General features: G+C 70.2%; 22 protein-coding genes. 14 read left to right on the forward strand and 8 right to left on the reverse strand.

Going from position 1 to position 26,308, the window contains the following annotated elements:
* The gene (locus tag ABGB01_RS15300) at positions 1 to 168 is read left to right on the forward strand and encodes a hypothetical protein (RefSeq protein WP_347773947.1); all 168 of its coding nucleotides are present in this window, start codon (positions 1 to 3) and stop codon (positions 166 to 168) included.
* Here ABGB01_RS15300 and ABGB01_RS15305 read toward each other — a convergent pair.
* Positions 165 to 1,358: a GAF domain-containing SpoIIE family protein phosphatase gene (locus ABGB01_RS15305; RefSeq protein ID WP_347773948.1), complete on the reverse strand. Its 1,194-nt coding sequence runs from the start codon at positions 1,356 to 1,358 to the stop codon at positions 165 to 167. The genes ABGB01_RS15300 and ABGB01_RS15305 overlap by 4 nt on opposite strands.
* 471 nt (positions 1,359 to 1,829) lie before the next feature.
* Here ABGB01_RS15305 and ABGB01_RS15310 point away from each other — a divergent pair, with 471 nt between their 5' ends.
* Both ABGB01_RS15310 and ABGB01_RS15315 read left to right on the forward strand, forming a co-directional pair.
* Positions 1,830 to 6,005 carry a HAMP domain-containing protein gene (locus tag ABGB01_RS15310; RefSeq protein WP_347773949.1) on the forward strand — a complete coding sequence of 1,392 codons (4,176 nt, stop codon included), beginning with the start codon at positions 1,830 to 1,832 and terminating at the stop codon, positions 6,003 to 6,005.
* Between the two features lie 3 nt (positions 6,006 to 6,008).
* Positions 6,009 to 6,638, forward strand: a complete 630-nt coding sequence (locus ABGB01_RS15315) for a response regulator (protein ID WP_347773950.1) — start codon at positions 6,009 to 6,011, stop codon at positions 6,636 to 6,638.
* Positions 6,639 to 6,681: 43 nt separating this feature from the next.
* Here the strand turns inward: ABGB01_RS15315 and ABGB01_RS15320 are convergent, their stop codons facing one another.
* Together ABGB01_RS15320 and ABGB01_RS15325 are read right to left on the reverse strand one after the other, a co-directional pair.
* Positions 6,682 to 8,067 carry an NYN domain-containing protein gene (locus tag ABGB01_RS15320; protein WP_347773951.1) on the reverse strand — a complete coding sequence of 462 codons (1,386 nt, stop codon included), beginning with the start codon at positions 8,065 to 8,067 and terminating at the stop codon, positions 6,682 to 6,684.
* A 186-nt stretch (positions 8,068 to 8,253) separates the two neighbouring features.
* A complete protein-coding gene (locus ABGB01_RS15325) occupies positions 8,254 to 10,611 on the reverse strand; it encodes a sigma-70 family RNA polymerase sigma factor (RefSeq protein ID WP_347773952.1) in 2,358 nt (785 codons plus the stop codon).
* A 122-nt stretch (positions 10,612 to 10,733) separates the two neighbouring features.
* Between ABGB01_RS15325 and pyrE the strand changes: the two genes are divergently transcribed.
* A complete protein-coding gene (pyrE, locus tag ABGB01_RS15330) occupies positions 10,734 to 11,267 on the forward strand; it encodes an orotate phosphoribosyltransferase (RefSeq protein ID WP_347773953.1) in 534 nt (177 codons plus the stop codon).
* On the opposite strand, the gene ABGB01_RS15335 is transcribed toward pyrE, so the two are convergent.
* Both ABGB01_RS15335 and ABGB01_RS15340 read right to left on the reverse strand, forming a co-directional pair.
* On the reverse strand, positions 11,264 to 11,677 hold the full coding sequence (locus tag ABGB01_RS15335; protein ID WP_347773954.1) for a hypothetical protein: 414 nt from the start codon (positions 11,675 to 11,677) through the stop codon (positions 11,264 to 11,266). The two genes, pyrE and ABGB01_RS15335, sit on opposite strands and share 4 nt — an antisense overlap.
* A 65-nt stretch (positions 11,678 to 11,742) precedes the next feature.
* Entirely contained in the window at positions 11,743 to 12,444 is a 702-nt protein-coding gene (locus tag ABGB01_RS15340) for a DedA family protein (RefSeq protein ID WP_347773955.1), read from the reverse strand.
* A gap of 127 nt (positions 12,445 to 12,571) precedes the next feature.
* On the opposite strand from ABGB01_RS15340, the gene fbaA reads away from it, so the two are divergent.
* The 3 genes from fbaA (at position 12,572) to ABGB01_RS15355 (ending at position 15,421) form a co-directional block, all read left to right on the forward strand.
* Positions 12,572 to 13,594, forward strand: coding sequence for a class II fructose-bisphosphate aldolase (gene fbaA, locus ABGB01_RS15345; RefSeq protein ID WP_347773956.1), 1,023 nt, complete (start codon positions 12,572 to 12,574; stop codon positions 13,592 to 13,594).
* A gap of 34 nt (positions 13,595 to 13,628) precedes the next feature.
* Positions 13,629 to 14,039: a DUF3151 domain-containing protein gene (locus tag ABGB01_RS15350; protein WP_347617423.1), complete on the forward strand. Its 411-nt coding sequence runs from the start codon at positions 13,629 to 13,631 to the stop codon at positions 14,037 to 14,039.
* A 98-nt stretch (positions 14,040 to 14,137) separates the two neighbouring features.
* On the forward strand, positions 14,138 to 15,421 hold the full coding sequence (locus tag ABGB01_RS15355; RefSeq protein ID WP_347773957.1) for an adenylosuccinate synthase: 1,284 nt from the start codon (positions 14,138 to 14,140) through the stop codon (positions 15,419 to 15,421).
* Positions 15,422 to 15,501: 80 nt separating this feature from the next.
* Here the strand turns inward: ABGB01_RS15355 and ABGB01_RS15360 are convergent, their stop codons facing one another.
* Complete coding sequence (locus ABGB01_RS15360) at positions 15,502 to 16,098, reverse strand: GNAT family N-acetyltransferase (RefSeq protein ID WP_347773958.1); 597 nt, start codon at positions 16,096 to 16,098, stop codon at positions 15,502 to 15,504.
* Positions 16,099 to 16,267: 169 nt separating this feature from the next.
* Between ABGB01_RS15360 and ABGB01_RS15365 the strand changes: the two genes are divergently transcribed.
* Positions 16,268 to 17,173, forward strand: a complete 906-nt coding sequence (locus ABGB01_RS15365) for a glycerophosphodiester phosphodiesterase family protein (protein ID WP_347773959.1) — start codon at positions 16,268 to 16,270, stop codon at positions 17,171 to 17,173.
* 15 nt (positions 17,174 to 17,188) lie between these two features.
* On the opposite strand, the gene corA is transcribed toward ABGB01_RS15365, so the two are convergent.
* Complete coding sequence (gene corA / locus ABGB01_RS15370) at positions 17,189 to 18,268, reverse strand: magnesium/cobalt transporter CorA (protein ID WP_347773960.1); 1,080 nt, start codon at positions 18,266 to 18,268, stop codon at positions 17,189 to 17,191.
* A gap of 402 nt (positions 18,269 to 18,670) precedes the next feature.
* On the opposite strand from corA, the gene purD reads away from it, so the two are divergent.
* The 5 genes from purD (at position 18,671) to ABGB01_RS15395 (ending at position 24,948) form a co-directional block, all read left to right on the forward strand.
* Entirely contained in the window at positions 18,671 to 19,882 is a 1,212-nt protein-coding gene (gene purD, locus ABGB01_RS15375) for a phosphoribosylamine--glycine ligase (protein ID WP_347773961.1), read from the forward strand.
* Positions 19,879 to 20,715, forward strand: coding sequence for a phosphoribosylaminoimidazolesuccinocarboxamide synthase (locus ABGB01_RS15380; RefSeq protein ID WP_347773962.1), 837 nt, complete (start codon positions 19,879 to 19,881; stop codon positions 20,713 to 20,715). The genes purD and ABGB01_RS15380 overlap by 4 nt, the downstream gene beginning before the upstream one ends.
* A gap of 79 nt (positions 20,716 to 20,794) precedes the next feature.
* Positions 20,795 to 22,060, forward strand: a complete 1,266-nt coding sequence (murA, locus tag ABGB01_RS15385) for a UDP-N-acetylglucosamine 1-carboxyvinyltransferase (protein ID WP_347773963.1) — start codon at positions 20,795 to 20,797, stop codon at positions 22,058 to 22,060.
* Between the two features lie 201 nt (positions 22,061 to 22,261).
* Positions 22,262 to 23,551 (forward strand): GTP cyclohydrolase IIa, encoded by a 1,290-nt coding sequence (locus tag ABGB01_RS15390; protein ID WP_347774207.1) that lies wholly within the window; start codon positions 22,262 to 22,264, stop codon positions 23,549 to 23,551.
* Between the two features lie 383 nt (positions 23,552 to 23,934).
* On the forward strand, positions 23,935 to 24,948 hold the full coding sequence (locus ABGB01_RS15395; RefSeq protein WP_347773964.1) for an EamA family transporter: 1,014 nt from the start codon (positions 23,935 to 23,937) through the stop codon (positions 24,946 to 24,948).
* On the opposite strand, the gene ABGB01_RS15400 is transcribed toward ABGB01_RS15395, so the two are convergent.
* On the reverse strand, positions 24,829 to 26,130 hold the full coding sequence (locus tag ABGB01_RS15400; protein WP_347773965.1) for a glutamate-1-semialdehyde 2,1-aminomutase: 1,302 nt from the start codon (positions 26,128 to 26,130) through the stop codon (positions 24,829 to 24,831). The genes ABGB01_RS15395 and ABGB01_RS15400 overlap by 120 nt on opposite strands.
* On the opposite strand from ABGB01_RS15400, the gene ABGB01_RS15405 reads away from it, so the two are divergent.
* The gene (locus ABGB01_RS15405; RefSeq protein WP_347773966.1) at positions 26,129 to 26,257 is read left to right on the forward strand and encodes a hypothetical protein; all 129 of its coding nucleotides are present in this window, start codon (positions 26,129 to 26,131) and stop codon (positions 26,255 to 26,257) included. The two genes, ABGB01_RS15400 and ABGB01_RS15405, sit on opposite strands and share 2 nt — an antisense overlap.
* The last annotated feature ends 51 nt before the right edge of the window (positions 26,258 to 26,308 follow it).

Below are 26,308 nucleotides of genomic sequence, written 5' to 3' on the forward strand. Positions count from 1 at the left end.
TTGATCGTCGGGCTTTCCGGCTGCCACCATCACGCCACCGCCGAGCCGGAAGGGCGTACTTGGAGCTTCACGATCGCCACGTCGTCGTGCCGGCGAACGCGCGCCACGATCGCCGGCCTGTCGTGCCGGCGGCCGCGCAACACCACGACCGGCGCCCTGTCGTGCTAGCGGGCGCGCAGCACCACGATCGCCAGGTCGTCGGCGCTCGGCTCGGAGGCGAACTCGGCCGCACCCCTGCGGATGCGCTCGGCCACCGCCCTGGCCGACAGCCCCGCGCACTCGGCCAGCAGCTTGGCCAGGCCGCCGTCGTCATCGAGCAGCCGCCCGCCGGAGCGCCGCTCGGTCACCCCGTCGGTCACCGCCAGCAGCACGTCGCCGTGGTCGAGGCGGATCGTGTCGGCCTCGAACATCACCTCGTGGAAGACCCCCAGCAGCGACTGCGGGGTGGTCACCGCCTCGACCTTGCCGCTCGGCTTGAGCCGCAGCGCCTCAGGGTGGCCCGCCGACACCAGGCGCAGCTCCAGCCCGGTCTCCACCGGCGTGATCTCGCCGTGCAGCAACGTGAGGAACCTGGCCCGCTCGCCCTCCTCGAGGATCGCCTGGTTGAGCCGGCCGAGCACGGCCGCGACGCCGTAGCCCTCCCTGGCGAGCAGCCGCAGCGTGTGGCGGGCGAGGCCGGTCACGGCGGCGGCCTCGGGGCCGGTGCCGCAGACGTCGCCGATCGCGAAGCGCCACGACCCGTCGCCCGCCTTGAACAGGTCGTAGAAGTCGCCGCCGACCTCGTTGGCCTCACCGGCGGGTTCGTAGATGACGCCGTAGTCGAGGCCGGGGACCTCGGGCTCGTTGGGCGGCAGCAGGCTGCGCTGGAGCGCGCGGTTGGCGGCCGCCTGCTGGGCGTAGAGCCTGGCGTTGTCCATGGCGAGCGCGGCGCGCCTGCCGATGTCCTCGGCGAACTGGATGACCTCGTCGGGGAAGCGGTCGGGGCGGCCCAGGCACATCATGCCGAGGCTGCGGCCGCGCGCGGTGAGCGGCACCGCGAGGACGTGCGAGTCGTTCACGTGGAACGCGGAGGTGACCCTGGTGTCGGCGCCGTCGACGTGCATGCCGTCGAGCTGCTCGCGCAGGCCGTCGATCCTGGCCTCGTCGGCGTGCCAGAGGTAGACCAGCCGCAGCGGGCCCACGGCGTTGTCGGAGGTGTAGACGGCGCACCAGCTGGACAACCGCGGCACCACGACCTGGGCGACGATCGCGGGGACCATGTCGGGATCGAGCGTGCCCGCCAGCAGGTCACTCGCGTCGGCCAGGAACCCCAGCCAGTGGGGACCTCTGGAACTTTCCTCCAGCCATTCGGCTGCCACTCTGTCCGCCGAGCCGGGTACCGTGATCCTAGCCCAGTGGACACGGGAATCACCCGCGAAGGTGACTCCCCACTCTTCGACATTCGCGGAAGGAGCCTTTGGATCACTCTGGGAGAGGTTTTGCTGCCGCAACTCGACCTGCACGGCGTCCCCAAAATGCTTCCAAATCACCTCAAACGGCTCGTCGGCGACCTGCTCGGCCAAGTCTCCCGCGACCTGCTCCGCGGTGTGGAGCACGCCACTGGTGGCCCACGCGGTCATCACCTCGCGCGTGAACCTCATCGCAGCGGTCACAGCGGTCCCGCCGGGCGCGAACGTCGCAGCGAGCACCGCATGGGGAGAAGCAGTCATCCCAACGTGCCTACCACACTTCCCGTTGACTTGGGGTAAATCCAAGGACAGGACTACGAGCTACTCATCGTGACAGACTTGAATCACTCGCCGGAGCACGCCGCGAGTGAAGGAGGCCCCATGACCACGGCCAAAGCCACGCTAACCCCGGAGGAGAGGACGTACACCGAGTCGGATCTCGTTCCCATCCTGGAGACCCTGTTCTCCTGGCGGGACGGCGACTTCCGGCGACGGGTCCCTCATGCCCCTCCCGGGATACTCAGCGAGGTGCGGCTGCTGCTCAACGAAGTGGCCGACCGGCGCGAGCATCTCTCCAACGAGCTCGTACGCGTACGCAAGGAAGTCGTCAAGGAAGGCCGCTTCGGAGAGCGGCTGACCCCCGGTCCCGGCGTCGGCGCCTGGGCGGAGAGCGTCGAGTCGGTCAACATCCTGATCGACGCGCTGGTCAGCCCGGTGAGCGGCGCGGCCGACGTCATCGACGCGGTGGCCAAGGGCGATCTGTCACGGCGCATCGACCTCGACCGCACGGCGCGCGGCGAGGTGCGGCGGCTGGGCAAGGCCATCAACGGCATGGTCGACCAGCTCGCGCTGTTCAACACCGAGGTGACGAGGGTCGCGCGCGAGGCGGGCACGGAGGGCCGGCTGGGCGGGTCGGCCAACCTGCGGGGCATGTCGGGCAGCTGGCGCGACCTCACCGAGGCCGTCAACACGATGTCGTCCCGCGTGGCCGCGCAGGTGCGCGACATCGCGGTCGTGACCACCGCGGTGGCCAAGGGCGACCTGAGCCGCAAGGTGACGGTCGACGCCGTGGGCGAGATGTTCGAGCTGAAGAACACCGTCAACACGATGGTCGACCAGCTCTCCGGCTTCGCGGAAGAGGTGACGCGAGTCGCCCGCGAGGTGGGCACCGAGGGCCAGCTCGGGGGTCAGGCGCAGGTGCCCGGCGTGTCCGGGGTCTGGGAAGACCTCACCGACAACGTCAACTTCATGGCCAACAACCTCACCTCCCAGGTGCGCAGCATCGCGACCGTGGCGACGGCGGTGGCCCAGGGCAACCTGTCGAAGAAGATCACCGTTGACGCGCAGGGCGAGATCCTCCAGCTGAAGGACACCCTGAACACCATGGTCGACCAGCTGTCGTCGTTCGCCGACGAGGTCACCCGAGTCGCCCGCGAGGTGGGCACCGAGGGCAAGCTGGGCGGCCGCGCCGAGGTGAAGGGCGTGTCGGGCGTCTGGAAAGACCTCACCGACAACGTCAACTCGATGGCCAACAACCTCACCTACCAGGTGCGCAACATCGCCCAGGTGACCACGGCCGTCGCCAACGGCGACCTCACCCGCAAGATCGACGTCGACGCCCAGGGCGAGATCCTCGAGCTCAAGTCGACCATGAACACGATGGTCGAGCAGCTGTCGTTGTTCGCCTCCGAGGTCACCCGAGTCGCCCGCGAGGTGGGCACGGAGGGCCAGCTCGGCGGCCAGGCGCAGGTGCGCGGCGTGTCCGGGGTCTGGAAGGACCTCACCGACAACGTCAACTCCATGGCCAACAACCTGACCTCGCAGGTGCGCCAGATCGCGGCGGTGTCGTCCGCGGTGGCGCAGGGCAACCTGTCCAGGAAGATCACCGTTGACGCGCAGGGCGAGATCCTCCAGCTGAAGGACACCCTGAACACCATGGTCGACCAGCTGTCGTCGTTCGCCGACGAGGTCACCCGAGTCGCCCGTGAGGTGGGCACGCAGGGGCAGCTAGGCGGCCAGGCCCGGGTGCAGGGCGTGTCGGGCGTCTGGAAGGACCTCACCGACAACGTCAACTTCATGGCCAACAACCTGACCTACCAGGTGCGCAACATCGCCGAGGTGACCACCGCGGTCGCCAACGGCGACCTCACCCGCAAGATCGACGTCGACGCCCAGGGCGAGATCCTCGCGCTGAAGACCACCATCAACCGCATGGTCGACCAGCTGTCGTCGTTCGCCTCCGAGGTCACCCGAGTCGCCCGCGAGGTCGGCTCGGAAGGCCAGCTCGGCGGCCAGGCCCGGGTCGAGGGCGTCGAGGGCACGTGGAAGCGGCTCACCGAGAGCGTCAACGAGCTGGCCGGCAACCTCACCACGCAGGTGCGCGCCATCGCCACCGTGACCAGCGCCGTGGCGCGCGGCGACCTCACCCGCTCGATCGCCGTCGAGGCGCAGGGCGAGCTGGCGGAGCTGAAGGACTACATCAACTCGATGGTGGCCAACCTCCGCGAGACCACCCAGGCCAACCAGGAACAGGACTGGCTCAAGTCCAACCTGGCCCGCATCTCCAGGCTCATGCAGGGCCACCGCGACCTCCTCGAGGTCGCCAAGCTCACGATGAGCGAGCTGACCCCGCTGGTGTCGGCCCGCTACGGCGCCTTCTACAGCATCGACCCCGAGGGCGACCACGAGCTGATGCTGATCGGCGGCTACGGCGTGCGCCCCGACCGGGGGCCACGCCAGCGCTTCGCGATCGGCCAGGGCATCGTCGGCCAGGCGGCAGCCGAGGGCCGGCACATCATCCTCGACGACGTGCCGCCGGAGTTCATCACCATCGACAGCGGGCTCAGCAGGTCCACACCCGCGCAGATCGTCGTGCTGCCCATCCTGTTCGAAAGCCGGGTGCTCGGCGCGCTCGAGCTGGCCTCGTTCACGCCGTTCGGCGAGGTGCACCTCGACTTCCTGACGCAGCTCGTCGAGACCATCGGCGTCACGATGAACACGATCATCGCCAACTCCCGCACCGAAGACCTGCTGACCGAGTCGCAGCGGCTCACCAGAGAGCTGCAGGAGCGCTCCGACGAGCTGCAGCGCCAGCAGGAGGAGTTGCGCAGGTCCAACGCCGAGCTGGAGGACAAGGCGGCGCTGCTGGCCAAGCAGAACCGCGCGATCGAGATCCAGAACTTCCAGATCGAGCAGGCCCGCCGCACCCTGGAGGAGCGCGCCGAGCAGCTCGCGGTGTCCTCGCGCTACAAGTCCGAGTTCCTCGCCAACATGTCTCACGAGCTGCGCACGCCGCTCAACAGCCTGCTGGTGCTGGCCAAACTGCTGACCGAGAACGCCGAGGGCAATCTGACCTCGCAGCAGGTCGAGTTCGCCCGTACGATCCACAGCGCGGGCTCGGCGCTGCTCCAGCTCATCAACGACATGCTCGACCTGTCGAAGGTCGAGGCGGGACGGATGGACATCCACCCCATCCAGGTGTCGCTGCCCAAGATGGTCGACCTGCTGGAGGCGGCGTTCGCGCCGCTGGCACAGGACAAGGGGCTGTCGTTCAGCGTCGAGGTCGCGCCCGACGTGCCGCAGGAGCTGCGCGCCGACGAGCAGCGCCTGCAGCAGGTGCTGCGCAACCTGCTCTCCAACGCGGTGAAGTTCACGCCGCGGGGCGAGGTGAAGCTGCGCATCTCCACCCCGCCCACCGGGGTGCAGTTCGACGACGACACCCTGCACGACGCCGACGACCTGCTCGCCTTCCAGGTGATCGACACCGGCATCGGCATCGCCCCCGACAAGCGGGACGTCATCTTCGAGGCGTTCCGGCAGGCCGACGGCACCACGAGCCGCAAATACGGCGGCACGGGCCTGGGCCTGGCCATCTGCCGTGACATCGCCCGGCTGCTCGGCGGCGAGATCCACGTCGACAGCGAGCTCGGCAAGGGCAGCACGTTCACCCTCTACCTGCCGGCCTCCTACACCGGCCCGCTGGCCGTGACCGACGGCGGCGCCGCGCGCAGGCAGCTCATGACCAAGCCGGCGGAGGAGCCCACCGCGCCGGCGCCCGAGCCGCCGATGCCGCTCGACCTGCCGATGCCCGAGCTGGTCGAGACGCCGACCGAGACGCCCGCGCAGTGGCAGGGCGACGATCCGCTCGCCGGCGCGAAGATCCTCATCGTCGACGACGACATCCGCAACGTCTTCGCGCTGACGAGCGTGCTGGAGCGACATGGTTCCACGGTCGTCTACGCTGAAAACGGTCGCGAGGGGATCGAGCAGCTCGAACGGAACGAGGATGTCGCGCTCGTGCTGATGGACATCATGATGCCGGAGATGGACGGCTGGGCGACGACGTCGGCGATCCGGCGCATGCCCCAGTTCGCCGATCTGCCGATCATCGCGCTCACAGCCAAGGTCATGCGGGGCGACCGGGAGAAGAGCATCGCCTCGGGCGCGTCCGACTACGTGCCCAAGCCGGTCGACGTGGACCGCCTGCTCGAACGCCTGCGCGGCTGGCTCAGCCGGGGACGCGGTGCCGCGTCCGACTCACCAGCCGAAGGGTCGTGATCGGTGACAGACCGTGCGAAGATCCTCCTGGTAGATGACCGCGAGGAAAACCTGATCGCCCTCGAGGCCATCCTCAGCTCCCTCGACCTGGTGCCCGTACGCGCCAGGTCCGGCGAGGAAGCTCTCAAGGCGCTGCTCAACACGGAGTTCGCGCTCATCCTGCTCGACGTGCGCATGCCCGGCATGGACGGCTTCGAGACGGCCGCGCACATCAAGCGGCGCGAACGCACCAGGAACATCCCGATCATCTTCCTGACCGTCGTCGACAGCGCCCCCGACTACGCCTTCCGCGGCTACGCGGCGGGCGCGGTCGACTATCTCACCAAACCGTTCGACCCCTGGGTGCTGCGGGCGAAGGTGTCGGTGTTCACCGAGCTGTACAACATGAACAAGCGCCTGGCGGAGCAGGCGTCCCTGCTCAGGGATCGCCTGACCGGCGAGCTGCCGCCCGGCGCCGGCGACCACGCGGCGGTGCTGCCCGAGCTGTCGCGGCGGCTCACGGCCGTGGAGGACGAGCTGGCCAGGGTGCGTGAGCTGGCCCGCAAGTCCCAGGACCCCGCACTGGCGGCGCCGCTGGCCGACCTGACGGACCGGGTGAGCAGCTTGCGAGCGGGCTTCGACGCCCTGTCCTGACGCCAGGGGCCCGCGGGGTGCTATGCGCGCTGATGTCGAGGGGTCATTGGCGAGCGCGTTCGAGTGCGTCCCAGAAGCCGCGGCGCAGGGCGTGGCGCACCTCGTCGTGCAGCAGGAAGTCGATCGGCAGCGACGACCCCTGCAGCAACCGCGCCTCCAGGTCGGAGGGCATGCGCGGCTTGCGGGCCAGCACCGCCTCCAGCCAGAGCGCGGGCGCGTCCCGCGCGACCGACTCGCCGAAGTCGTGCCCTTCCCGGTGCGCGGCCTTGACCGCGTCGGACAGCGTGGTGGTGCCGGCCGTCGAGGCCGACGGCGTGATCGGCGCGGGCTGCGGACCGGTGTAGGGGCCGTGCTGCGACTGCTGGTAGCCGCCGCTGGTCGGCGAGGAGAACTGGCCGGTGCTGGGCTGCTGCGGCTGCGCGGGCGCTGAGGGCGGCGGCGTGGCCGGCTGCTGCTGTTGCGGTTGCGGCTCGGGCTGGTAGTTGGTGTACGTGGGCAGCACCGGAGGCGGGGACGACTGGCCTTGCCCCGACGGCGAGGGCCCGTTGGACGACGGCTGGCTCGCCGCGGTGGAACCGCCGGCGGCGTGACTGCCGGAGTGGCTCCCGGTGGCATGACTCCCCGAGGCGTGGCTGCCCGCCGCATGACCACCGGTGGCGTGGCCGCCCGAGGTATGACCACTCGACGCATGACCACCCGACGCATGACCACCCGACGCATGACCACCCGACGCATGACCACCCGACGCATGGCCGCCGGTGGCGTGGCTGCCGGACGGCGGCGCCTGCGGCAACGAGGGCAGCGACGGCGTGGAGCTCTGCCCGGGCGGCAGCGAGTGGGTGGCCTGCCCGTTGCTGATCGGCTGGTGGTGCCCGTTGGCCGCCTCGGCGGCGCCGCTGACCAGGCTGACGTACGGCCGCAGGTGGACGGCGCCCAACTCGACCAGGTCGTCGCACTCCTGCCGCAGCGAGCGCGACACGGCCCAACTGCCTTCGGCCGCGATGTGGATGACGCTCACCCTGATGCCGAGATCCTGGGCGTCGCACACGACCTGCGTGAGGTCCTCGTCGCCGCTCAGGACCACAGCGTCGCAGATGGCGTTGTTGCGGGCGAGGGTCATGAGATCGCGATGCACCTGGGCGTCCACGCCCTCGCGCCGGCCCGGCCGCATGCGGGACAGCCTGAGCTTGAGACCCGGTATGTCGGCCAGCGCGTCGTGCTCGGGTGTGCGGCGGCCTTCGACGGTCGCTTCGTACCAGTAGCACCGCAGCAGCGGCAGGCCGGTGCGCTCGCGTGACAGGCTGGTCATCAGCTGGAGCAGACCCGGATAGTCCCAGGAAACCGCTTCACGATGACGCGTGCCGTGCACGGCCATCGCGCCATCAGCCAGCAGATAGCCGGCGTCCACGAACAGCGCACAGCGATCCACTGACACCGCCCCTTTCCTGGTGGTCCGACCTTGCTGGCTCTGCACCGTCAGAGACCGGACTCGGCGGCCCTCTCTCAGGGTAATGAAAGCGGGTGATCGTGCGAAGGTTAATCCCGACGATTCGCCCCTCAGCCGCCATCGCGCCGGACCACTCAGGCCGACGGTACCATTTTGTCCTGATTATGGTCACGACCGTGCTCGCACGCTTATGGCCGCGGCTCCGAACAGTACGGCGTCCTTGCCCGTCGCGATCGTCAGCCAGGGATCCGCTCCGAGCCCGGCGCTGACCGTGTCGACGTCGACGCCGAACGTCATCTCCGCCACACCACCCGACGACCCGTCGAAGACGTTCGCGAGATCGCGGTCGCCGCCCGCCGGCCGCAGCGCGCCGGACCCGAGCGAGACCTTGTCGCCCTTCAGATCGGCGTCGCCCTCCCACGTCACCAGCGCGGCCCTGGCGGGGGTCGCGGCGGGGCGCAGCCCGCCCAGCGGAAGGCGCACCCGGCGGACGGGACCGCCGACCACGGTGGCCGCGTCGAGCACCATGGCCTGGCTGTACGGCTGCGCCGGATCGGTCACGACCAGCACGAGGCTCCAGCCCGCGTGGCGCGAGGCCCCTTCCTCCATGGGAGCGTCGGCCGCCCACCACACGCCGGTCCTGCGTGCGCCCGCCGCCAGCCCCGTGACGTCGGCGAACGCGTGGTAGGCCGGGCCCTGGGGCAGCTCGCGCACGGCCACGTGGCTGGGCCGGATCGCCGCATATTTGCGCCGCCCCGGGGGCCTGAACTTGATGGGCCCGGTGCTCGCACCACCGGCCGACCAGTAGAGCCCGGCCCACACGACCCTGCCGCCCTTCGGCAGCGACAACCTCGCCCCGCTGGAGGCGCCGGTGGCGAGGGTGTCGTCCCGGTCCACCGCGACCATCGGCCAGAGGTCGTTGTCGCGCCTGCCGCCCTCGCGACCCCGGGCCTGCTCGCAGCCGGGGCTCTCCTCTGGGCAGCTCAGCAGCGCGTTGCCCACCGCCCTGACCGTCACCTTCCCGTCGGCGGCGAACCTGGCCGGCGCGCCCGTCGCGCGCACTCCCTTGCCGGCCCGCGCCCTGACCTGCAGCGGGCCCGCGTCGACCCGCGCGGCGGGGCCCGTGCTCCGCGGAGCTCGTTGGGCCACCGTCACCCGCAGGAAGACCGCCGTCGCACGCCCTGCCGCCAGCGGCTCCCTGGTGCAGCGGGCGCCGCCCACCGAGGGACGGCATTCCCAGCTGTCAGCGGGCCCCACGACGGCCGGAAGTCCGCGGCGCGCGGGCGGCATGAGCGTCACACCCGGCGGCAGGGTCACGTGAGCCGTCAGCTTGTCGCTCGGCCGCCCTCCGTAGTTGCGCAGCCGCAGGCCGACGATGCCGGGTTGGGCGCGTACGAGTGCGCCGAGCACGTCGATGGTGGCGCGCAGCCGCGCCTGGCCCGCCGGCTCCTGCTCCACAGGGGGTGGCGGCACCCGTTCTGGCTCCCCGCCCCGCGGCGGCGCCTGATCGGGGTTCTCCTGCGGCGGCATTCGCTCGGGGTCGTCGCCGTGCGGCGGCACGCGCACCGCGTGTACGGGCTCCGACGGCTGGGCGGCCACCGTCTCGGTCGCCGCTGTGCCGTCGGGCGCCCTGCCGGAGGTCTGCCACAACGACGCCGCCGCGGCCACCGTGAGGGCCACGCCGGCGACCAGCACGACGGGTTGCCGCCTGCGTGCCCGCCAGAGCCGCCGGATCGCCGGGGTCGGCCCGCTCTCGGCCGCGTCCGGCCTGGCCAGCGCCGCCGCGTACCCGCCGAACATGGGCCCCGCGATCAACGGCCCCACCAGCACCCGCAGCCCGCGGTCGACGTCGGTGAGCTCCAGGATCACCCCGTGGCACTCCTCGCAGCCGTCCACGTGCCGCTCGACGGCCCTCGCCTCGCGCCTGGCCAGCCCGCCCCTGACGTAGGCGCCCATCTTGCCGAGCACGGGTCGGCAGTCGTGCGGCGGCGCGGAGCCGAGGTGCATCTGCAGGTACGCGCGCCGCAGCCCCTCCCTGGCCCGGTACGCCAGCGCGGCCACGCCGTTGGCCGACAACCCGAGCAGCGGAGCCACCGCGGCCGGCTTGCACCTCTCCACCTGCGTGTGCCAGAGCACCGCCCGCCAGCGCTCGGGCAGCGACAGGTACGCCCTGGCGATCAGGGACCGTTCCAGCCCGGCGAGCGCGGGATCGACGAACGGCACCGCCGGGTCGTACTCCTCGACCTCGCCCGCCTGGCTGCCCGCCAGCTTGGAACGGTCGTGGACCGTGCGCCGTACCACGGTCAGCAGGTAGGTGCGGAAGCCGGACTCCGGCCCGCCGCCCCTGCCCACGAGATCGAGGATCTTGGTGAACGCCTCGGTGACGACGTCCTCGGCCTCGGCGCGCCGTACGAGCTGCCGGGCCATGGCACGGGCCGCGGCCACGTGCCGCTCGTAGAGCCGCCCGTAGGCGGTGGCATCGCCCTGTCGGGCGGCCTGTAGCAGGCTTGCATCGCTTTGCGGCAATTCGACACCCCTGATCGGCTCCACGATTACGAAGGGTTGCCCCGCGCATACATTCCGCATTACCTGTCACGGCTAAACCGGGTGCGGGGAGGCGATCACGAGCGGGCCATAAGCTTGGGCGCATGACGGATCGCGACAACCTGCTGGCCGAGATCAAGAGCAAGGCCATCGTCCACGGCAAGGTCACGCTCTCCTCGGGCAAGGAGGCCGACTTCTACCTCGACCTGCGGCGCATCACGCTCGACGGGGTGGCCGCGCCGCTCGTCGGCAGGGTGATGCTCGACCTGACCGCCGACCTGGAATACGACGCGGTGGGCGGCCTCACGCTGGGGGCCGACCCGGTGGCGGGCGCGATGATGCACGCGGCGGCGGCGCGCGGGCGCACGCTCGACGCGTTCGTGGTGCGCAAGGCGCAGAAGGCGCACGGCATGCAGCGCAGGATCGAGGGGCCAGAGGTGAAGGGGCGGCGCGTGCTGGCCGTCGAGGACACCTCGACGACGGGCGCCTCGCCGCTGACGGCCGTGGAGGCGCTGCGGGAGGCCGGGGCCGAGGTGGTGGCGGTGGCGACGATCGTCGACAGGGGCGCCACGGAGCGCGTCACCAGTGAGGGCCTCGACTACCGCACCGCTTACACGCTCGACGACCTGGGGCTCTAGCCGGGCTCCCGGACGGTGAACGCCTCTCTCTTTCCGCTCTCGCCCTGCTCGCGCGGCTTGCCGTTCTCGGTGACCCGCACCGTGCCCGCGTCGCTGAGCACCACGTCGAGCTCGGGCTCGAAGTAGTTGAGCTCCTCGCCCCCGGTCATCTCGTGGTGGTAGAGCACGTCACCGCCCGGCACGCGTACGGTGACCAGGGGGCAGGTCTCCGCCAGGCACTCGATGCGCACGGTCGGCATCCGCGCGGTGGCGTCGGAGGCCGGGGCGGTGGCGAGGCCGGTGGCCGGAGCGGAGGCGCGCTCGCGTTCAGGGGCCTGCCCGCCCGGCGACACGAGCAGCGCGCGACCGCCGATGACCAGCAGTGTCACCACGGCTCCGGCCGCCAGGACGGTGAGGGCTAATCGGGCCATGCCCATCGGATCTGACCTGTGGCGTCCCACAGGGGGAGCGTACAGCGGTTGATCCGCCGTCGCGGCTAGTGCCGGCCGTTGGTCACCCGGTGCCTGCCGCCGGGGACGGCGGCGACCTTGTCACCCCTGCGCTTCTTGATCACTTCGACGATGATCGGGATGATCGAGATGAACACGATGAGGAAGACGCCGGGCAGGATGTACTTGTCGATCTGCTTGGGATCGACCTCTCTGCCGAGGGCGTTGCCCAGCAGGATGAGCCCTTCGGTCCAGACGATGCCGCCGATGACGTTCCAGACGAGGAAACGTTTGGCCGGCATCTCCAGCACGCCCGCCACCGGATTCATGAACGTGCGGACGATCGGCACGAACCTCGCCAGCACCACCGCCTTCGCGGGGCCGAACTTCTCGAAGAACTCCTCGGCCCGCAGCACGTGCTCGCGCTTGAACAACCGTGAATCCGGCTTGTCGAACATCCTGCGGCCGAACCGGGCCCCCAGGAAATGCCCGAGCTGGGCGCCCGCGACCGCGCACAGCGGCGTGCCGATCAGCAGCACGGGCAGCGAAAGCGGGGTGATGCCCATTCCCTGGGCCACCGCCGCCGAGCTGAAAATTCCCGCCGCCACCAGCAGCGAGTCGCCGGGCAGAAAGAACCCGAGCAGCAAACCGGTTTCGGCGAAGATGATCGCCAGAACGCCGACCGTGGCGAAAGCGCCGAGAATCGTCAGCCACCACGTCGGGTCCAGGAGGTTCCAAAGCCAGTCCACCAGGAGAGCCTACCTGTACTGGAGAGGCGCCAGATGACCAATGAGGTCGCGTTGTCTCTACCACGCGGGGTAGGGAGCCGGGATACTGGGCTCGCGCGAAGCCGTTTACTTCTCAGGGAGATGAATCATGCCTATAGCGACTCCAGAGGTCTACGCTGAGATGCTCGACCGGGCGAAGGCCGGCGGATTCGCCTACCCGGCGATCAACGTGACCTCATCGCAGACGCTGAACGCCGCCCTGCGGGGCTTCGCCGAGGCCGAGAGCGACGGCATCGTGCAGGTCTCCACCGGCGGCGCCGACTTCCTGTCGGGCACCACGGTGAAAGACATGGTCACGGGCGCGACGGCGCTGGCCGAATACGCCAGGGTGGTGGCCGCCAAATATCCGGTCACGGTGGCGCTGCACACCGACCACTGCCCGAAGGACAAGCTCGACGGCTTCATGCGGCCGCTGATCGACATCTCGCTGGAGCGGGTGGCCAAGGGCCTCGACCCGCTGTTCCAGTCGCACATGTGGGACGGCTCGGCCGTGCCCCTCGAGGAGAACCTCGACATCGCCAAGGAGCTCCTGGAGAAGTGCGCCAGGGCGCGGATCATCATGGAGATGGAGATCGGCGTCGTCGGCGGCGAGGAGGACGGCGTCGTCGGCGAGATCAACGAGAAGCTCTACACGACCGCCGGCGACGCGCTGGCCACCGCCGAGGCCGTGGGCATCGGCGACAAGGGCCGCTACATGCTGGCCGCCACGTTCGGCAACGTGCACGGCGTCTACAAGCCCGGCCACGTCAAGCTGCGCCCGAGCGTGCTGAAGGAGATCCAGGACGCGGTCGGCGCGAAGTTCGGCAAGGACAAGCCGTTCGACCTGGTCTTCCACGGCGGCTCCGGCTCGCTGCTCGAGGAGATCCACGAGGCCATCTCGTACGGCGTGGTGAAGATGAACGTCGACACCGACACGCAGTACGCCTTCACCAGGCCGATCGCGGACCACATGTTCCGCAACTACGACGGGGTGCTCAAGGTCGACGGCGACGTGGGCAACAAGAAGACCTACGACCCGCGCTCCTACGGCAAGGCCGCCGAGGCCGGAATGGCCGCACGCGTCGCGGAGGCCTGCCAGAGCCTGAAGTCGAGTGGGACGAAGATCTCCTAGCCACTTCGGCGGCCCGGCGGGTATGACTTGTCCTATGGATAACCTTCTCGCCGGGCCGCCCCCGACGCACCTGCCGGACCTGCCCGAGGCCAGGGAGGCGCTCGAATCCGGGGCCAAGGCCTCCGACGTGGCCGCCCGCTTCCCCGCCTTCCCCGCGGCCTGGGCTTCGCTCGCGGAAGAGGCCTTCGCCCAAGGGCACGCCGTCACCTCGTACGCCTTCGCCCGCACGGGCTACCACCGCGGGCTCGACCAGTTGCGCCGTAACGGCTGGAAGGGCCACGGGCCCGTTCCTTGGGAGCACGAGCCCAACCGCGGCTTCCTGCGCTGCCTCTACGCGCTGTCCAGGGCCGCTCAGGCGATCGGTGAGAAGGACGAAGCCGAGCGGTGCCTGCAGTTCCTCAAGGACAGCACGGAAACGGGTTACGACGCGCTGACCCAGAGCTAGCCCTTGGGACGAATAACCACGTTCGGGTAGTCTCTCCACGCAAGAGCCCCTGTCGCGCTTGCGCCAGGGGTTTCGTTTTGTGCTCGGGAGACTGAACCATGCCGGCTGCCGTACTCGTTGGTGCCCAGTGGGGCGATGAGGGCAAGGGCAAGGCCACCGATTTGCTCGGTGGCGACGTCGACTACGTCGTCCGCTATCAGGGTGGCAACAACGCGGGTCACACCGTTGTCATCGGAGACCAGAAATACGCGCTGCATCTGCTACCCACGGGGATCCTGTCGCCCGACGTGGTGCCGGTCATCGGCAACGGCGTGGTCATCGACCCCGGCGTGCTGCTAAGCGAGATCGACGGGCTGGCCGAGCGGGGCATCTCCGCGGAGCGGCTGCTCATCTCGTCCAACGCGCACCTGATCATGCCGCACCACAAGGCGCTCGACAAGGTCACCGAGCGCTACCTCGGCAAGGCCAGGATCGGCACCACGGGGCGCGGCATCGGGCCCGCGTACGGCGACAAGGTCGCCCGTATGGGGGTGCGCGTCCAGGACCTGCTCGACCCCGGCATCCTGGCGAAGAAGATCGAGGTCGCCCTGACCGAGAAGAACCAGGTGCTGACCAAGGTCTACAACCGGCGCGGGATCGACCCGGCGGCGGTCGTGGAGGAATATCTCGCCTTCGCGGAGCGCCTCAAGCCACACATCGCCGACACCTCGCTGGTGCTCTGCAAGGCACTGGACGACGACAAGTTCGTGCTGCTGGAGGGCGGGCAGGGCACGCTGCTCGACCTCGACCACGGGACCTACCCGTTCGTCACGTCGTCGTCGCCCACCTCGGGGGGCGCGTGCGCCGGGGCCGGCATCCCGCCCAACCGCCTCACGAAGATCATTGGGATCCTCAAGGCGTACACCACCCGCGTCGGCTCCGGGCCGTTCCCGACGGAGCTCACGGACGACATGGGCGAGTGGCTGCGCCAGACCGGCGGCGAGTTCGGCGTCACGACCGGCCGCAACCGCCGCTGCGGCTGGTTCGACGCGGTGATCGCCCGGTACGCGACCCGCATCAACGGGGTCACCGACTACTTCCTCACCAAGCTGGACGTCCTGTCCGGGCTGGAGCGCGTCCCGGTGTGCGTGGCGTACGACGTGGACGGGGTGCGGCACGACGAGATCCCCATGACGCAGACCGACTTCCACCACGCCAAGCCGATCTACGAGGAGTTCCCCGGCTGGCAGGAGGACATCACGGGGGCCAAGGTCTTCGAGGACCTGCCGCCGAACGCGCAGGCGTACGTCAGGGCGCTGGAGGAGATGAGCGGCGCCCCGATCTCCGCCATCGGCGTCGGCCCTGGCCGCGACCAGACCGTCGTGGTCAGACCGCTCGTCTAACCGCTCCCGTGGCTCGCCGGAAGCGTTATGCCATCCGCTTACGAGTGACGACGGGTGGTGTCCGTCCGCGAGGTGTCAGGTTACGGGCCGGTGAGAACCACGGCGGTCATCGGGGTGTGGAGGGTCCAGCCGAGCGTTTCGTACAGGGCCCTGCCGTCCGCCGTGGCCACCAGGATGCCCTGCCGCGCGCCCGTCGAGGCGGCGGCGGAGGCGAGCGTCCGCATGATGACGGTGCCGAGGCCGCGGCGGCGGTGGCGGGCGGCCGTCTCCACCTGGTCCACGACGGCCGTCCTGCCCGCCGGCGCGAACTGGCCCCTGGCCGCGACCTCGCCGGCGTTCGTGAGTACGCGGGCCACCGTGACGCCCGCCCTGGTCGTGACGGCCGCCGTGTAGCCCGCCGGGGCCGCGGGCCGGTCCGTGCGGGGCAGGCGGGTCGTGGTCATCATGAACTCCGGCTCCTGGATGCGCCAGGAGGGCGGGAGGTGCGGGACGACGGCCTCGGCGGGCGCGCAGAGTTTGAGCCAGGTGCCGGGGGTCGTGATCCTGCTGGTCAGCTGGTGGAGGATCTCGGGGGTGGGGGCGGCCACGATGTGGCGGGCCACGTGTCCGGGGAGGCCGACGTCGACTCTCCACCCCCACGGTTGGGGTACGGGCCGGGGGGCTCTGCGGGAGATCACCCATCCGTCCACCCATGCCCCGACTGTTGGGGAATGGACCTTTTTGAGAACCTCCGTCATGCAATCCAGCCTATTGTCTGAGGTCTAGTCATCGACCGGGCGTAGCAGGATAAAAAGGACACGGCGTGGCACTGTCTAGTCGCACCCCCGGCCAGGTAGGGTCCGGGTTGTGCGCGTTGAGATTCATGGTCACCGGGGTGCTCGCGGCCTCTGGCCGGAAAACACCCTGCCGGGGATGAGCCGCACGATGGAGCTGGGCGTGCACGCGCTCGAGCTCGACGTCGCGCTCACCGCAGATCGACGCCTCGTGCTCACGCACGACCTCACGGTCTCCGCCGTGACCAGCGCCGACAGGCGGCCCATCCGCGCCGGCGACCCGCTCTTCCCCTATGTCGGCAGGCCGATCAACGCGCTCACCCTCGCGCAGCTGCGCACGCTCGACGTGGGCGTGCGGCTGCCGCGCCATCCCGACGACCCCTTCGCGCTGACCCAGGTGCCGATGCCCGAGACCCGGATGCCGACGCTCGGCGCGGTGCTGGGCCTGGTCAACGCCTACGACGCCGAGAGCGTACGCCTGCACGTCGAGCTGAAGTCCGACCCGACCAGGCCCGAGCTGACGCCCGACCCCGAGGCCTTCACCGAGCTGGTCGTGGAGGAGCTCGACCGGCACGGACGGCTGGACAACGTCGCCGTCCTCAGCTTCGACTGGCGGATCATCCGCCACGCCGCCGGGCTCGCCCCGGGCACGCGCAGGTTCGCGCTGATCGAGCCCGACACCCTGCACTGGCACGACGACCTGGGCGACGACGTGCCGGCCGCCGCGCGCGAGGCCGGGGCGACCACGCTCTCGCCCAAGCACCCCATGGTCGACGAGGCTTTGATGGCGCAGGCGGTGGCGGCCGGTCTCGACGTGGCGGTGTGGACGGTCAACGACGCCGCGCTGGCGGGCCGGATGCTGGATCTGGGGGTGGCCGGGATCGTGACCGACTATCCCGACCGGATGCGGGAGTTGTGGCGCGAGCGCGGGCTGGAGCTGCCCGAGCCGGTGGGCCCGCTCAAGCCGGTCGGCGTCTAGAGGCCCGGACGGCGTCTAGAGCCAGCCGTTGCGGCGGAAGCCGCGATGGAGCAGCACGCAGGCCGTGATCATGACGCCCAGCACCGCCGGATAGCCCCAGACCTGCTTGGTCTCCGGCATGAAGTCGAAGTTCATGCCGTAGATGCCGGCGATCATGGTGGGCACCGCGAGGATGGCCACCCACGAGGAGATCTTGCGCATGTCCTCGTTGGCCAGCGCGTTGGAGCGGGCGAGCGCGGCCTGCAGGATGGAGCTGCACAGCTCGTTGGACGACTCCACCTGCTCGCACACCCGCGACAGGTGGTCGCCGACGTCGCGGAAGTATTCGCGCATCTCCGACGGGACGACGCGGCGCTGGGGCAGCGCCGAGAGCGGCGCCTGCAGCGGGGTGACGGCCCGCTTCATCTCCAGCATCTCGCGCTTGAGCTGGTAGATCCGGTTGATGTCTCGGGAGCTGACGTCGGCGAACACGGTCGCCTCGACCTCCTCCAGCTCGAGCTGCATGAGGTCGGACACCTGGAGGTACTGGTCGACCACGTGGTCGGCGATGGCGTGCAGGACGCCGGCCGGGCCGCGGCTCATCAGCGTGGGCTTGTCCTCGAGGCGCTCGCGGACCGCCGTGAGCGGGCAGTGCTCGCCGTGCCGCACGGTCACCACGAAGTCGGCACCGAGGAACACCATGATCTCGCCGGTGGCGATGATCTCGCTGGTGCCCGACGCCCGGACGGGGTCGAGGTAGGCGATGGTCTTGAGCACCATGAACAGCGAGTCGCCGTACCGCTCGATCTTGGGGCGCTGGTGGGCCTTGACCGCGTCCTCGACGGAGAGCGGGTGCAGGTCGAACACCTCGGCCAGCCACTCCACCTCGGGCGCCTCGGGCTCGTGCAGCCCGACCCAGACGAACGCGTTGGCGCCCTCGGCGCTCTTGTTGTGCTCGCGTACGAGGTCGAGTGCCTCGACGATGGCCGGGGCCGCGACCTTCTCGCCGTGGACGTAGGCGCCGAACTCGACGACCGAGTCAACGGGAGGGACGCGGACGTCGCGCACCGCGCCGCTCGCCTGAGCGGTGTGCTGGCGTGCGACGTGCTGGCGCACAGGGTGACGGTTGATGCGACGGAAAAGAGTGGACGAGCGCATGGCGGGCCCTTTCCGCCCGACCTGGCACGCTCCACGCGCGACGAGAAGACACCTCAATCAAGAACAAGGGCGTGGAGGCACGATCAGGCTGCCGGACTGGAGTGGTCGGGGGTACGCACGGAGTACGTGAAGAAGCACGTACTGCTGGGATCACCAGGTTTCATCCCGGACCACCTCCAATCACACAGGGACGCGCAAAGCCGCCTCAACCTACCACAGGCGGGTGAACCAATCTGACGATACTCGCCTGAGAGCACACGTCTTCGGTAGAACTCACCAAAGATTGTCGCCTATTCCGGCACGTCGCGGGCGCGGCGGACCTGTGGGTGCGCATGGCGGCGGGCCTGCGACAATGAGCGGGTGCGCGTTCTAGTCATTGGTTCCGGTGGGCGTGAGCACGCCCTGTGCCGTTCCCTCAAGCTCGATCCCCAGGTCGGCGAGCTCCACTGCGCTCCGGGCAATCCGGGCATCGAGCAGGTCGCGACCGTCCACGCGGTCGACCCGCTCGACCCGGCGCAGGTGGCCGGCCTGGCGACGCGGCTGCGGGTCGATCTCGTCGTCGTCGGGCCCGAGGCGCCGCTCGTGGCAGGGGTGTCCGACGCGGTGCGCGAGGCGGGCATCGCCTGCTTCGGGCCGTCCAGCCAGGCGGCCATGATCGAGGGCAGCAAGGCGTTCGCCAAGGAGATCATGCAGGCCGCCGACGTGCCCACCGCACGGTCGCGGACCTGCGACAGCGAGGAGCAGGCCGCGGCCGCGCTCGACGAGTTCGGCCCTCCCTACGTGGTCAAGGACGACGGGCTGGCGGCGGGCAAGGGCGTCGTCGTCACCGATGACAGGCGGGCCGCGCTCGACCACGCGCGGTCGTGCGGGCGGGTGGTGATCGAGGAGTTCCTCGACGGGCCCGAGGTGTCGCTGTTCGCGTTGTGCGACGGCAGCACCGCCGTCCCGCTGCAACTCGCCCAGGACTTCAAGCGGGCCCACGACGGCGACCAGGGCCCCAACACCGGTGGCATGGGCGCCTACACGCCGCTGCCGTGGGCGCCCGACGGGCTCACCGACCAGGTCATGCGGGAGGTCGTGCACCCGACGATCGCGGAGCTGGCGCGGCGCGGGCTGCCCTACCAGGGGGTGCTCTACGTCGGGCTGGCCCTGACCACGAAGGGCCCGAAGGTGGTCGAGTTCAACGCGCGCTTCGGCGACCCCGAGACGCAGGTGCTGCTCGACCGGCTGGAGACACCGCTGGGCGGGCTGCTGATGGCGAGCGCGACCGGTGAGCTGGGGCTCGACCCGGTGTTCAAGGACGGCTCCGCCGTCACGGTGGTGATCGCCGCCGAGAACTACCCGGGCACCCCGGTCAAGGGCGACGTGATCACGGGGCTGGAGCCCTCCGACAACGCCTACGTGATCCACGCCGGCACCAGGCGCGAGGGCGACACGATCGTCTCCAACGGCGGCCGGGTGCTCAACGTGGTGGGCCACGGCCCCGACCAGGAGAGCGCGCGGCGCAACGCCTACGACCTCGCCGCGCGGATCACGCTGCGCGGCTCCCACTACAGGACGGACATCGCATGAAGCACGTGCACTCCGGCAAGGTGCGCGATCTCTACGAGACGGACGACGGCCTGCTGCTGATGGTCGCCTCCGACCGGGTCTCGGCCTTCGACCACGTGCTGGAGCCCGCCATTCCCGACAAGGGCGCGATTCTCACGCAGATGTCGTTGTGGTGGTTCGACCAGCTCAAGGACATCGTGCCCAACCACATCGTGGCTAGAGGCGAGGAGCCGCGCAGCGTGGTGTGCAGGCCGTTGACGATGGTCCAGGTCGAGTGCGTGGCCCGGGGCTACCTCACGGGCGGCGGGCTGGCCGAATATCGCGAGAGCGGCACCGTCTCCGGGATGCGCCTGCCCGAAGGGCTGCAGGACGGGTCGCGGCTGCCCGAGCCGATCTTCACGCCGTCCACCAAGGCGCCGATGGGGCAGCACGACGAGCCGATCTCCTACGACCAGGTGGTGGCGGCGGTCGGCGCGGAGGCGGCGGAGGAGCTGCGCCGCATCACGCTGGCCGTCTACACGCGCGGCGCCGAGATCGCCCGCGAGCGGGGCATCATCGTGGCCGACACCAAGATCGAGCTCGGCTGGGACTCCGACGGGGTGCTCACATTGGGCGACGAGGTTCTGACGCCCGACTCGTCGCGTTTCTGGCCGGCCGACGCCTGGCAACCAGGCCGTTCACAACCTTCTTTCGATAAGCAATTTGTACGCGATTGGCTACTATCGCCCGAATCCGGATGGGACAAAGCATCCGGAAACCCCCCACCTCGCCTACCTGACCCCATCGTGGAACGCACGCGCGAACGATACCTAGAAGCGTATGAGCGCATCACGGGAGCTCCCTTTAGCGGATGATCCGGCTGGGTCATGTGGTGTTAGCGACTACTGTTGGCCCGATCGAGCCTCACCGCCAGAATTCAAGGAGCCGCACGAAATGGTCCGTTACCGCGTGCGCGGTGGCAACGCACTGCGTGGAACCGCGTTCATCCAGGGCGCGAAGAACGCCGTGCTCCCCATGATCGGTGCGGCTCTGCTGGCCGCGAAGGGCCGCACCGTCCTGCGCAACGTGCCGATCATCGAAGACGTCCGCCGTGCGATCGAACTCGCCGAGGCGGTCGGCGCGTACGTCGAACTCCACGAGTCCGAGCGCACGCTCGTCATCGACGCCTCCCGGCTGTCCAGCCCGGTGCTGCCCGCGGAGATCGCCCGGCGCTTCCGCGGCTCGGTGTTGTTCACCCCCGCGCTGCTGCACCGGCTCGGCGAGGCCATCGTCGAGGGCGTCGGCGGCTGCAACCTCGGCAGCCGCAACCTCGACTTCCACTACCTCGGCTACAAGCGGCTGGGCGCGATCGTCGACGAGGGCGAGACCGTCATCCACGTCAAGGCGTCCGGCCTGACCGGGGCGACCCTCTACCTCGACACCCCCTCGCACACCGGCACCGAGAACCTCATCATGGCCGCCTCCCTGGCCAACGGCACCACCGTGATCGAGAACGCCGCGCTCGAGCCCGAGGTGCTCGACGTCATCGACATGCTCACCAAGATGGGCGCGCGCATCAGCGGCGGCGGCACCGGCTTCATCACCGTCGAGGGCGTCGACGAGCTCCACGCCGTCGAGCACACGGTCATGCCCGACCGGCTCGACGCGGGCGTGTTCGCGATGGCCGCGGCGATCACCGGGGGCGAGCTGAGCCTCGTGGGCACCGGCCTCGACCTGGGCGTCGTGCGCTACAAACTGGAGCAGATGGGCGTCGAGTTCGCCCGGCAGGGCGCGGTGCTGCACGTGCGCTGCGAGGGCCCGCTGCGGCCGATCAACATCATCACCGACACCTATCCCGGGTTCGCGACCGACCTGCAGTCGCCGATGATGGCCGTCGCGGCGCTCGCCGACGGCACCAGCTACATCCACGAGCGCATCTTCGACGGCCGTTTCGCGCTGGCCGGCGAGCTGAACAAGATGGGCGCCGGCGTCGAGGTCGACGGCAGCAGGGCCATCGTGCGCGGCCGCACACCCCTGACCGGCGCCGAGGTGACAGCCCACGATCTGCGTTCCGGGATCGCCCTCGTGCTCGCCGGACTCGCCGCGGAAGGCGAGACCGTGATCGGCTCCGGCTACCTGATCGACCGCGGGCACGCGCATCTCGCCGCCCGAATGCGCGCGCTCGGCGCGGACATTACACGAGAGATTTCCACGCACTAACAAACGCGAGAAAAACCTCGTTGAGCTGCTAGGACATCTTGTCGGGCGGTCAACCTGAACGGCTTTCCGGAAAAGTCGGGCGTGACATTACGGCCCCCGCGAGCGATCGTTCCAAAAGAGAGCACTGCAACGGACAGCAGGATGGGACGAACATTGGTCGAGAGGGCCGAAGAAACTTCCCGAGTGTCACGCCCGGGCGCCATGACACCGGACCTCACCATCGGCGTGGTCGGACCCCACGACCTTGTCGAGCGAGTCATGCTGATGGGTCACGCCGCGGCACCGCTGCCATGTCGACTGGTGGCGGCCGCCTACCGCGACGAGCAGGAGGCGCCCGACAAGGTGACGAGGCTCGGGCCCGGTGTCGACGCATGCTTGTTCGCCAGCCCGGTCCCCTACGACCTGGCCAGGCGATCCGGCGTGCTGACGATGCCCGCGACCTACGTGCAACTCGGCGGAGCGGCACTGGTGGCGGCGCTGGCCAAGGCCGCGCTCGACACCCGGATGGACCCCAAACGGGTCAGCATCGACGTGGTCAGCCGGGCTGACGTCGAGGAGGCGTACACCGACCTCGGCATCCCCGCCACGGACGTGCACAGCCGCGACGAGCCGGGAGCCACCGGCACGATCGCGGCCTACCACGAACGCCTGGCCAGGCAGAGCGCGACCACGGGAGCGCTGACGTGCCTTCCCTCGGTGGCCGAACGCCTGCACACGGCGGGCGTACCGGTCATCAGGATCAGGCCGACCTCCGCCGCGGTCCGCACGGCGCTGCACACCGCGGCGCTGCTCGGGGCGCATCACCGGCTGGAGGAGTCGCAACTCACCGTGGTGCTGGTGGAGGTGCCGACGCTGCGCGAGCCCGTGCGCCGCGCCGCGCCCCGCTACTGGCGCGACGAGTTGCGGCTGTCGCTGCACCGGCTGCTGGTCCAGGAGGCGAACCGCATCAACGCCACCGTCTGGCCCATCGACGATCACAGCTATCTGGTCACGGCGACCAGAGGCTCGATCGCGGCGGCCACCGACGGCTTCCGGGTGTTGCCGTTCGCGGCCAGGGTCAGGGACGAGCTGGGGCTGGCGGTCGAGGTCGGCGTGGGCATGGGTCGTACGACCCACGACGCGGAGTCGCACGCGCGGGCGGCGCTGGCCCGCACGCAGGCGGGCAAGCAGGCGCAGGGGTTCGCGGTCGACCGCGAGGGGCGGGCGCTCATCCCGGCCCCGCGGATGCCGCCGACCGGGGCCACCGCACTCAAACCCAAAGGGGTCGAGGTGCTGGCCCGGCTGGCGGCCAAGCTGGAAGGCGGCGACACGGTCGTGGACGCCGAAGGGGCCGGCAAGATGCTGGGGGTGACACCCCGTACGGCTCGGCGGTTGCTGCGCACGTTGGTTGACGAGGGACTCGCGTGGCCGCTACCGCCCAACCGCACCCCCCAGCCCGGCCGGCCCCGGCAGCTGTACCGGCTGATCGTGGAGAAGCTCGGGCCGCGCTGATCGCCCAGGGCTGATCCACCGGCTGACCCCTGGGCTGATCCACCGGATACAGGGCCCGCCGCCGCACCTTCCCCCTCCGACGGCGGCGGGCCCGCTTGCGGTTGCCCCGCAGCGGGGCCTCCCGTGCCCTGGCGCCTGTCCGGCGGGCCATGACTTGGCCAACTGGCGGTTGACATTTGGGGAAATGGCGGTTGGTCCTCGTGAGATGGGGTATGAAGTGCGACGCCCCCGATCGACGAAATTCGGACGGGGGCGCCAATCTTTCGATGGTCCCTCGTCCGGCGCGCGCAGGTGAGAGCTCCCTGCCACCGCAAAGATTCGGCCAGTAGGTTGTCCGATAGTCGCACGGTTTCTGTCGGGCTGCTCGGCTACTGTCATGACCCATGGACCACAACGCTCCTGACCAACGATCCCCGCTCATCGTCTGGGGCGCCCTCGCCATCGTCTACGTGGTCTGGGGCTCGACCTACCTCGGCATCGGCATCGTGGTCGAGTCGATCCCGCCGCTGCTCGGCGCCTCCATGCGGTTCCTCGCCGCGGCCGTGCTCCTCGGCGGGTTCCTGCTCCTCACGTCCGGCAGGCGGGCGTTCATGATGACCCGGCGGCAGCTCGTCAGCGCCTCGCTGGTGGGTGTGCTGCTGCTCACCCTGGGCAACGGCATGTTGTCCGTGGCGGAGCAGTACATCTCGACCGGGCTGGCGGCGCTGCTCGTGGCGTCGGTTCCGCTGTGGCTCGTCGCCTTCAGGTTCGCGGTGCGCGACCGTCCCAGGGCGGCCACGATGGCGGGCGTGCTGGTGGGGCTCGGCGGCGTGGCCGCGCTCTCGCTCACCGGCAACGAAGGCGCGGCCGCCACGGGCATCGCGGTGGTGCTGGCCGGCTCGCTGCTGTGGGCCGTGGGCGCGTTCCTGTCGGGCCGCGTCACGATGCCGGCCAACTCGTTCGCGACGAGCACGATCGAGATGTTCGCGGGCGGCCTCGGCCTGGCGGTGCTCGGCACCGCGACGGGCGAGCGGCTCGACCCGTCGACGATCACCGGCAGGTCCTGGATCGCGCTCGCCTACCTCATCCTCGTGGGGTCGCTGATCGGGTTCACGGCGTTCTCGTGGCTGCTCGGCAACGCCCCCATCTCGCTCGTGTCCACGTACGCCTACGTCAATCCCGCCGTGGCGGTGGTGCTCGGCGCGCTGGTGCTGAGCGAGCCGATCACGCCGCGCATCCTCGTGGGCGGCGTGATCATCCTGGTCGGCGTCGCGCTGGTCATCTCGACCGAACGCAGGTCAAAGGTCCCGCAGCGCGCCGGCGAACGCGTCGACCGTGGCGGCGACGTCCGCCTCGGTGTGCGCCGTGGACAAGAACCACAGGCCGCGCGGGACCATGTTGACTCCCCGGTCGAGTAGCGCGGCGTGCAGCCTGGCCATCCTGGCCCGGTCGGTGGCGGCGAAGTCCCGGTAGTCGCGCACGGCGGCCGCGTCGGTGAAGTACGTCTGGAACACCGGTCCTGGGCCGTCCACGAGCATCGGCACGCCGGCGCCGGCGGCGGCCGACCGCAGGCCCTCCATCAGCGACCTGCCGCGCTCGAACAGCGTGCCGTAGATCTCGTCGCGCTGCTCGTCGAGGATGCGCAGCGTCGCCTCGGCGGCGGCGATGCCGACCGGCTGGGAGTTGAACGTCCCCGCGTGGGCCACCTTGCCCGTCGAGATGTGGTCCATGACGGCCGCCCGGCCGACCAGCGCCGACACCTGCATGCCCGCGGCCATGGCCTTGCCGAACACCGACAGGTCGGGAGTGACCCCGAGGTGTTCCTGGGCGCCTCCGGCGGCGAGCCGGAAGCCGGTGATGATCTCGTCGAAGATCAGCAGGGTGCCGTGCTCGTCGCACAGCCGCCGCACGCCCTCCAGGTAGCCGGGGTCAGGGCTGATCGCCCCGGTGTTGCAGAGGATCGGCTCGGCGATGACGGCGGCGATCTGCCCTGAGTGCCGTTCCATCAGGCCGGTCAGGGTCTCCAGGTCGTTCCACGGGCAGATGATCAGGTCGTCCGCGTGCCCCGGCTGCTGTCCCGCCGTGCCGGGCACCGCCACGGGGGCGCCGGCCGGCCCGGCCGCGTCCACCGCCGGGTGCACGCTGTAGAGGACGGGGTCGAGCCAGCCGTGGTAGTGGCCCTCGAACTTGAGGATCTTCGACCGGCCGGTGTAGCCGCGGGCGAGCCTGAGGGCGCCGTGGACGGCCTCCGACCCGACGGTGTTGAACCTGACCCGTTCGGCCGAGGGCACCATGGCGCAGATCCGCTCGGCCACGCGCACCTCGGCGGCGTGCTGGGCCGAGTAGACCATGCCGCGGGCCGCCTGGGCCGCGATGGCCTCGACGACCGCCGGCGGGCAGTGGCCGAGCAGCGCGGGCCCCTGGCCGAGCACGTAGTCGACGTAGGAGTTGCCGTCCACGTCCCACAGGCGCGCGCCCTGGGCACGGTCCACGTAGAGGGGGACACCGGCCACCCGGCGGGCGTCGCTGGAGACGCCGCCGGCCAGGTAGTGCCGGCCGGCGGCATAAAGGTCACGGCTGACGTGCAAGGTCCTGCTCATGGGACCATCAAAGGCCGCGGCGCCGCCCGCCGACAAGGAGGAGAGCAACAAGGAGGGCGGCATCGCAAGGACGGGCCCTTGTGACGCCCGCGACACACCTGGTGAGCTGCTCATGGAGATCTGCTGAGCGGGCTGCCGCCACGGCCTGACCTGAGAGGACGTCTGAGCAGGTTTCCTG

The sequence above is a fragment of the Nonomuraea sp. B5E05 genome, from assembly GCF_039880665.1.
Classification (GTDB): Bacteria; Actinomycetota; Actinomycetes; order Streptosporangiales; family Streptosporangiaceae; genus Nonomuraea.

Bases quoted from the DNA above. Each gene is read 5' to 3' on its own strand.
- ABGB01_RS15405 (WP_347773966.1), top strand. From the start codon at position 26,129: ATGGGACCATCAAAGGCCGCGGCGCCGCCCGCCGACAAGGAGGAGAGC.
- murA (WP_347773963.1), top strand. From the start codon at position 20,795: ATGGTCCGTTACCGCGTGCGCGGTGGCAACGCACTGCGTGGAACCGCG.
- ABGB01_RS15400 (WP_347773965.1), bottom strand. From the start codon at position 26,130: ATGAGCAGGACCTTGCACGTCAGCCGTGACCTTTATGCCGCCGGCCGG.
- ABGB01_RS15390 (WP_347774207.1), top strand. From the start codon at position 22,262: ATGACACCGGACCTCACCATCGGCGTGGTCGGACCCCACGACCTTGTC.
- ABGB01_RS15355 (WP_347773957.1), top strand. From the start codon at position 14,138: ATGCCGGCTGCCGTACTCGTTGGTGCCCAGTGGGGCGATGAGGGCAAG.
- pyrE (WP_347773953.1), top strand. From the start codon at position 10,734: ATGACGGATCGCGACAACCTGCTGGCCGAGATCAAGAGCAAGGCCATC.
- ABGB01_RS15310 (WP_347773949.1), top strand. From the start codon at position 1,830: ATGACCACGGCCAAAGCCACGCTAACCCCGGAGGAGAGGACGTACACC.
- ABGB01_RS15350 (WP_347617423.1), top strand. From the start codon at position 13,629: ATGGATAACCTTCTCGCCGGGCCGCCCCCGACGCACCTGCCGGACCTG.
- ABGB01_RS15380 (WP_347773962.1), top strand. From the start codon at position 19,879: ATGAAGCACGTGCACTCCGGCAAGGTGCGCGATCTCTACGAGACGGAC.
- ABGB01_RS15395 (WP_347773964.1), top strand. From the start codon at position 23,935: ATGGACCACAACGCTCCTGACCAACGATCCCCGCTCATCGTCTGGGGC.
- fbaA (WP_347773956.1), top strand. From the start codon at position 12,572: ATGCCTATAGCGACTCCAGAGGTCTACGCTGAGATGCTCGACCGGGCG.
- ABGB01_RS15335 (WP_347773954.1), bottom strand. From the start codon at position 11,677: ATGGCCCGATTAGCCCTCACCGTCCTGGCGGCCGGAGCCGTGGTGACA.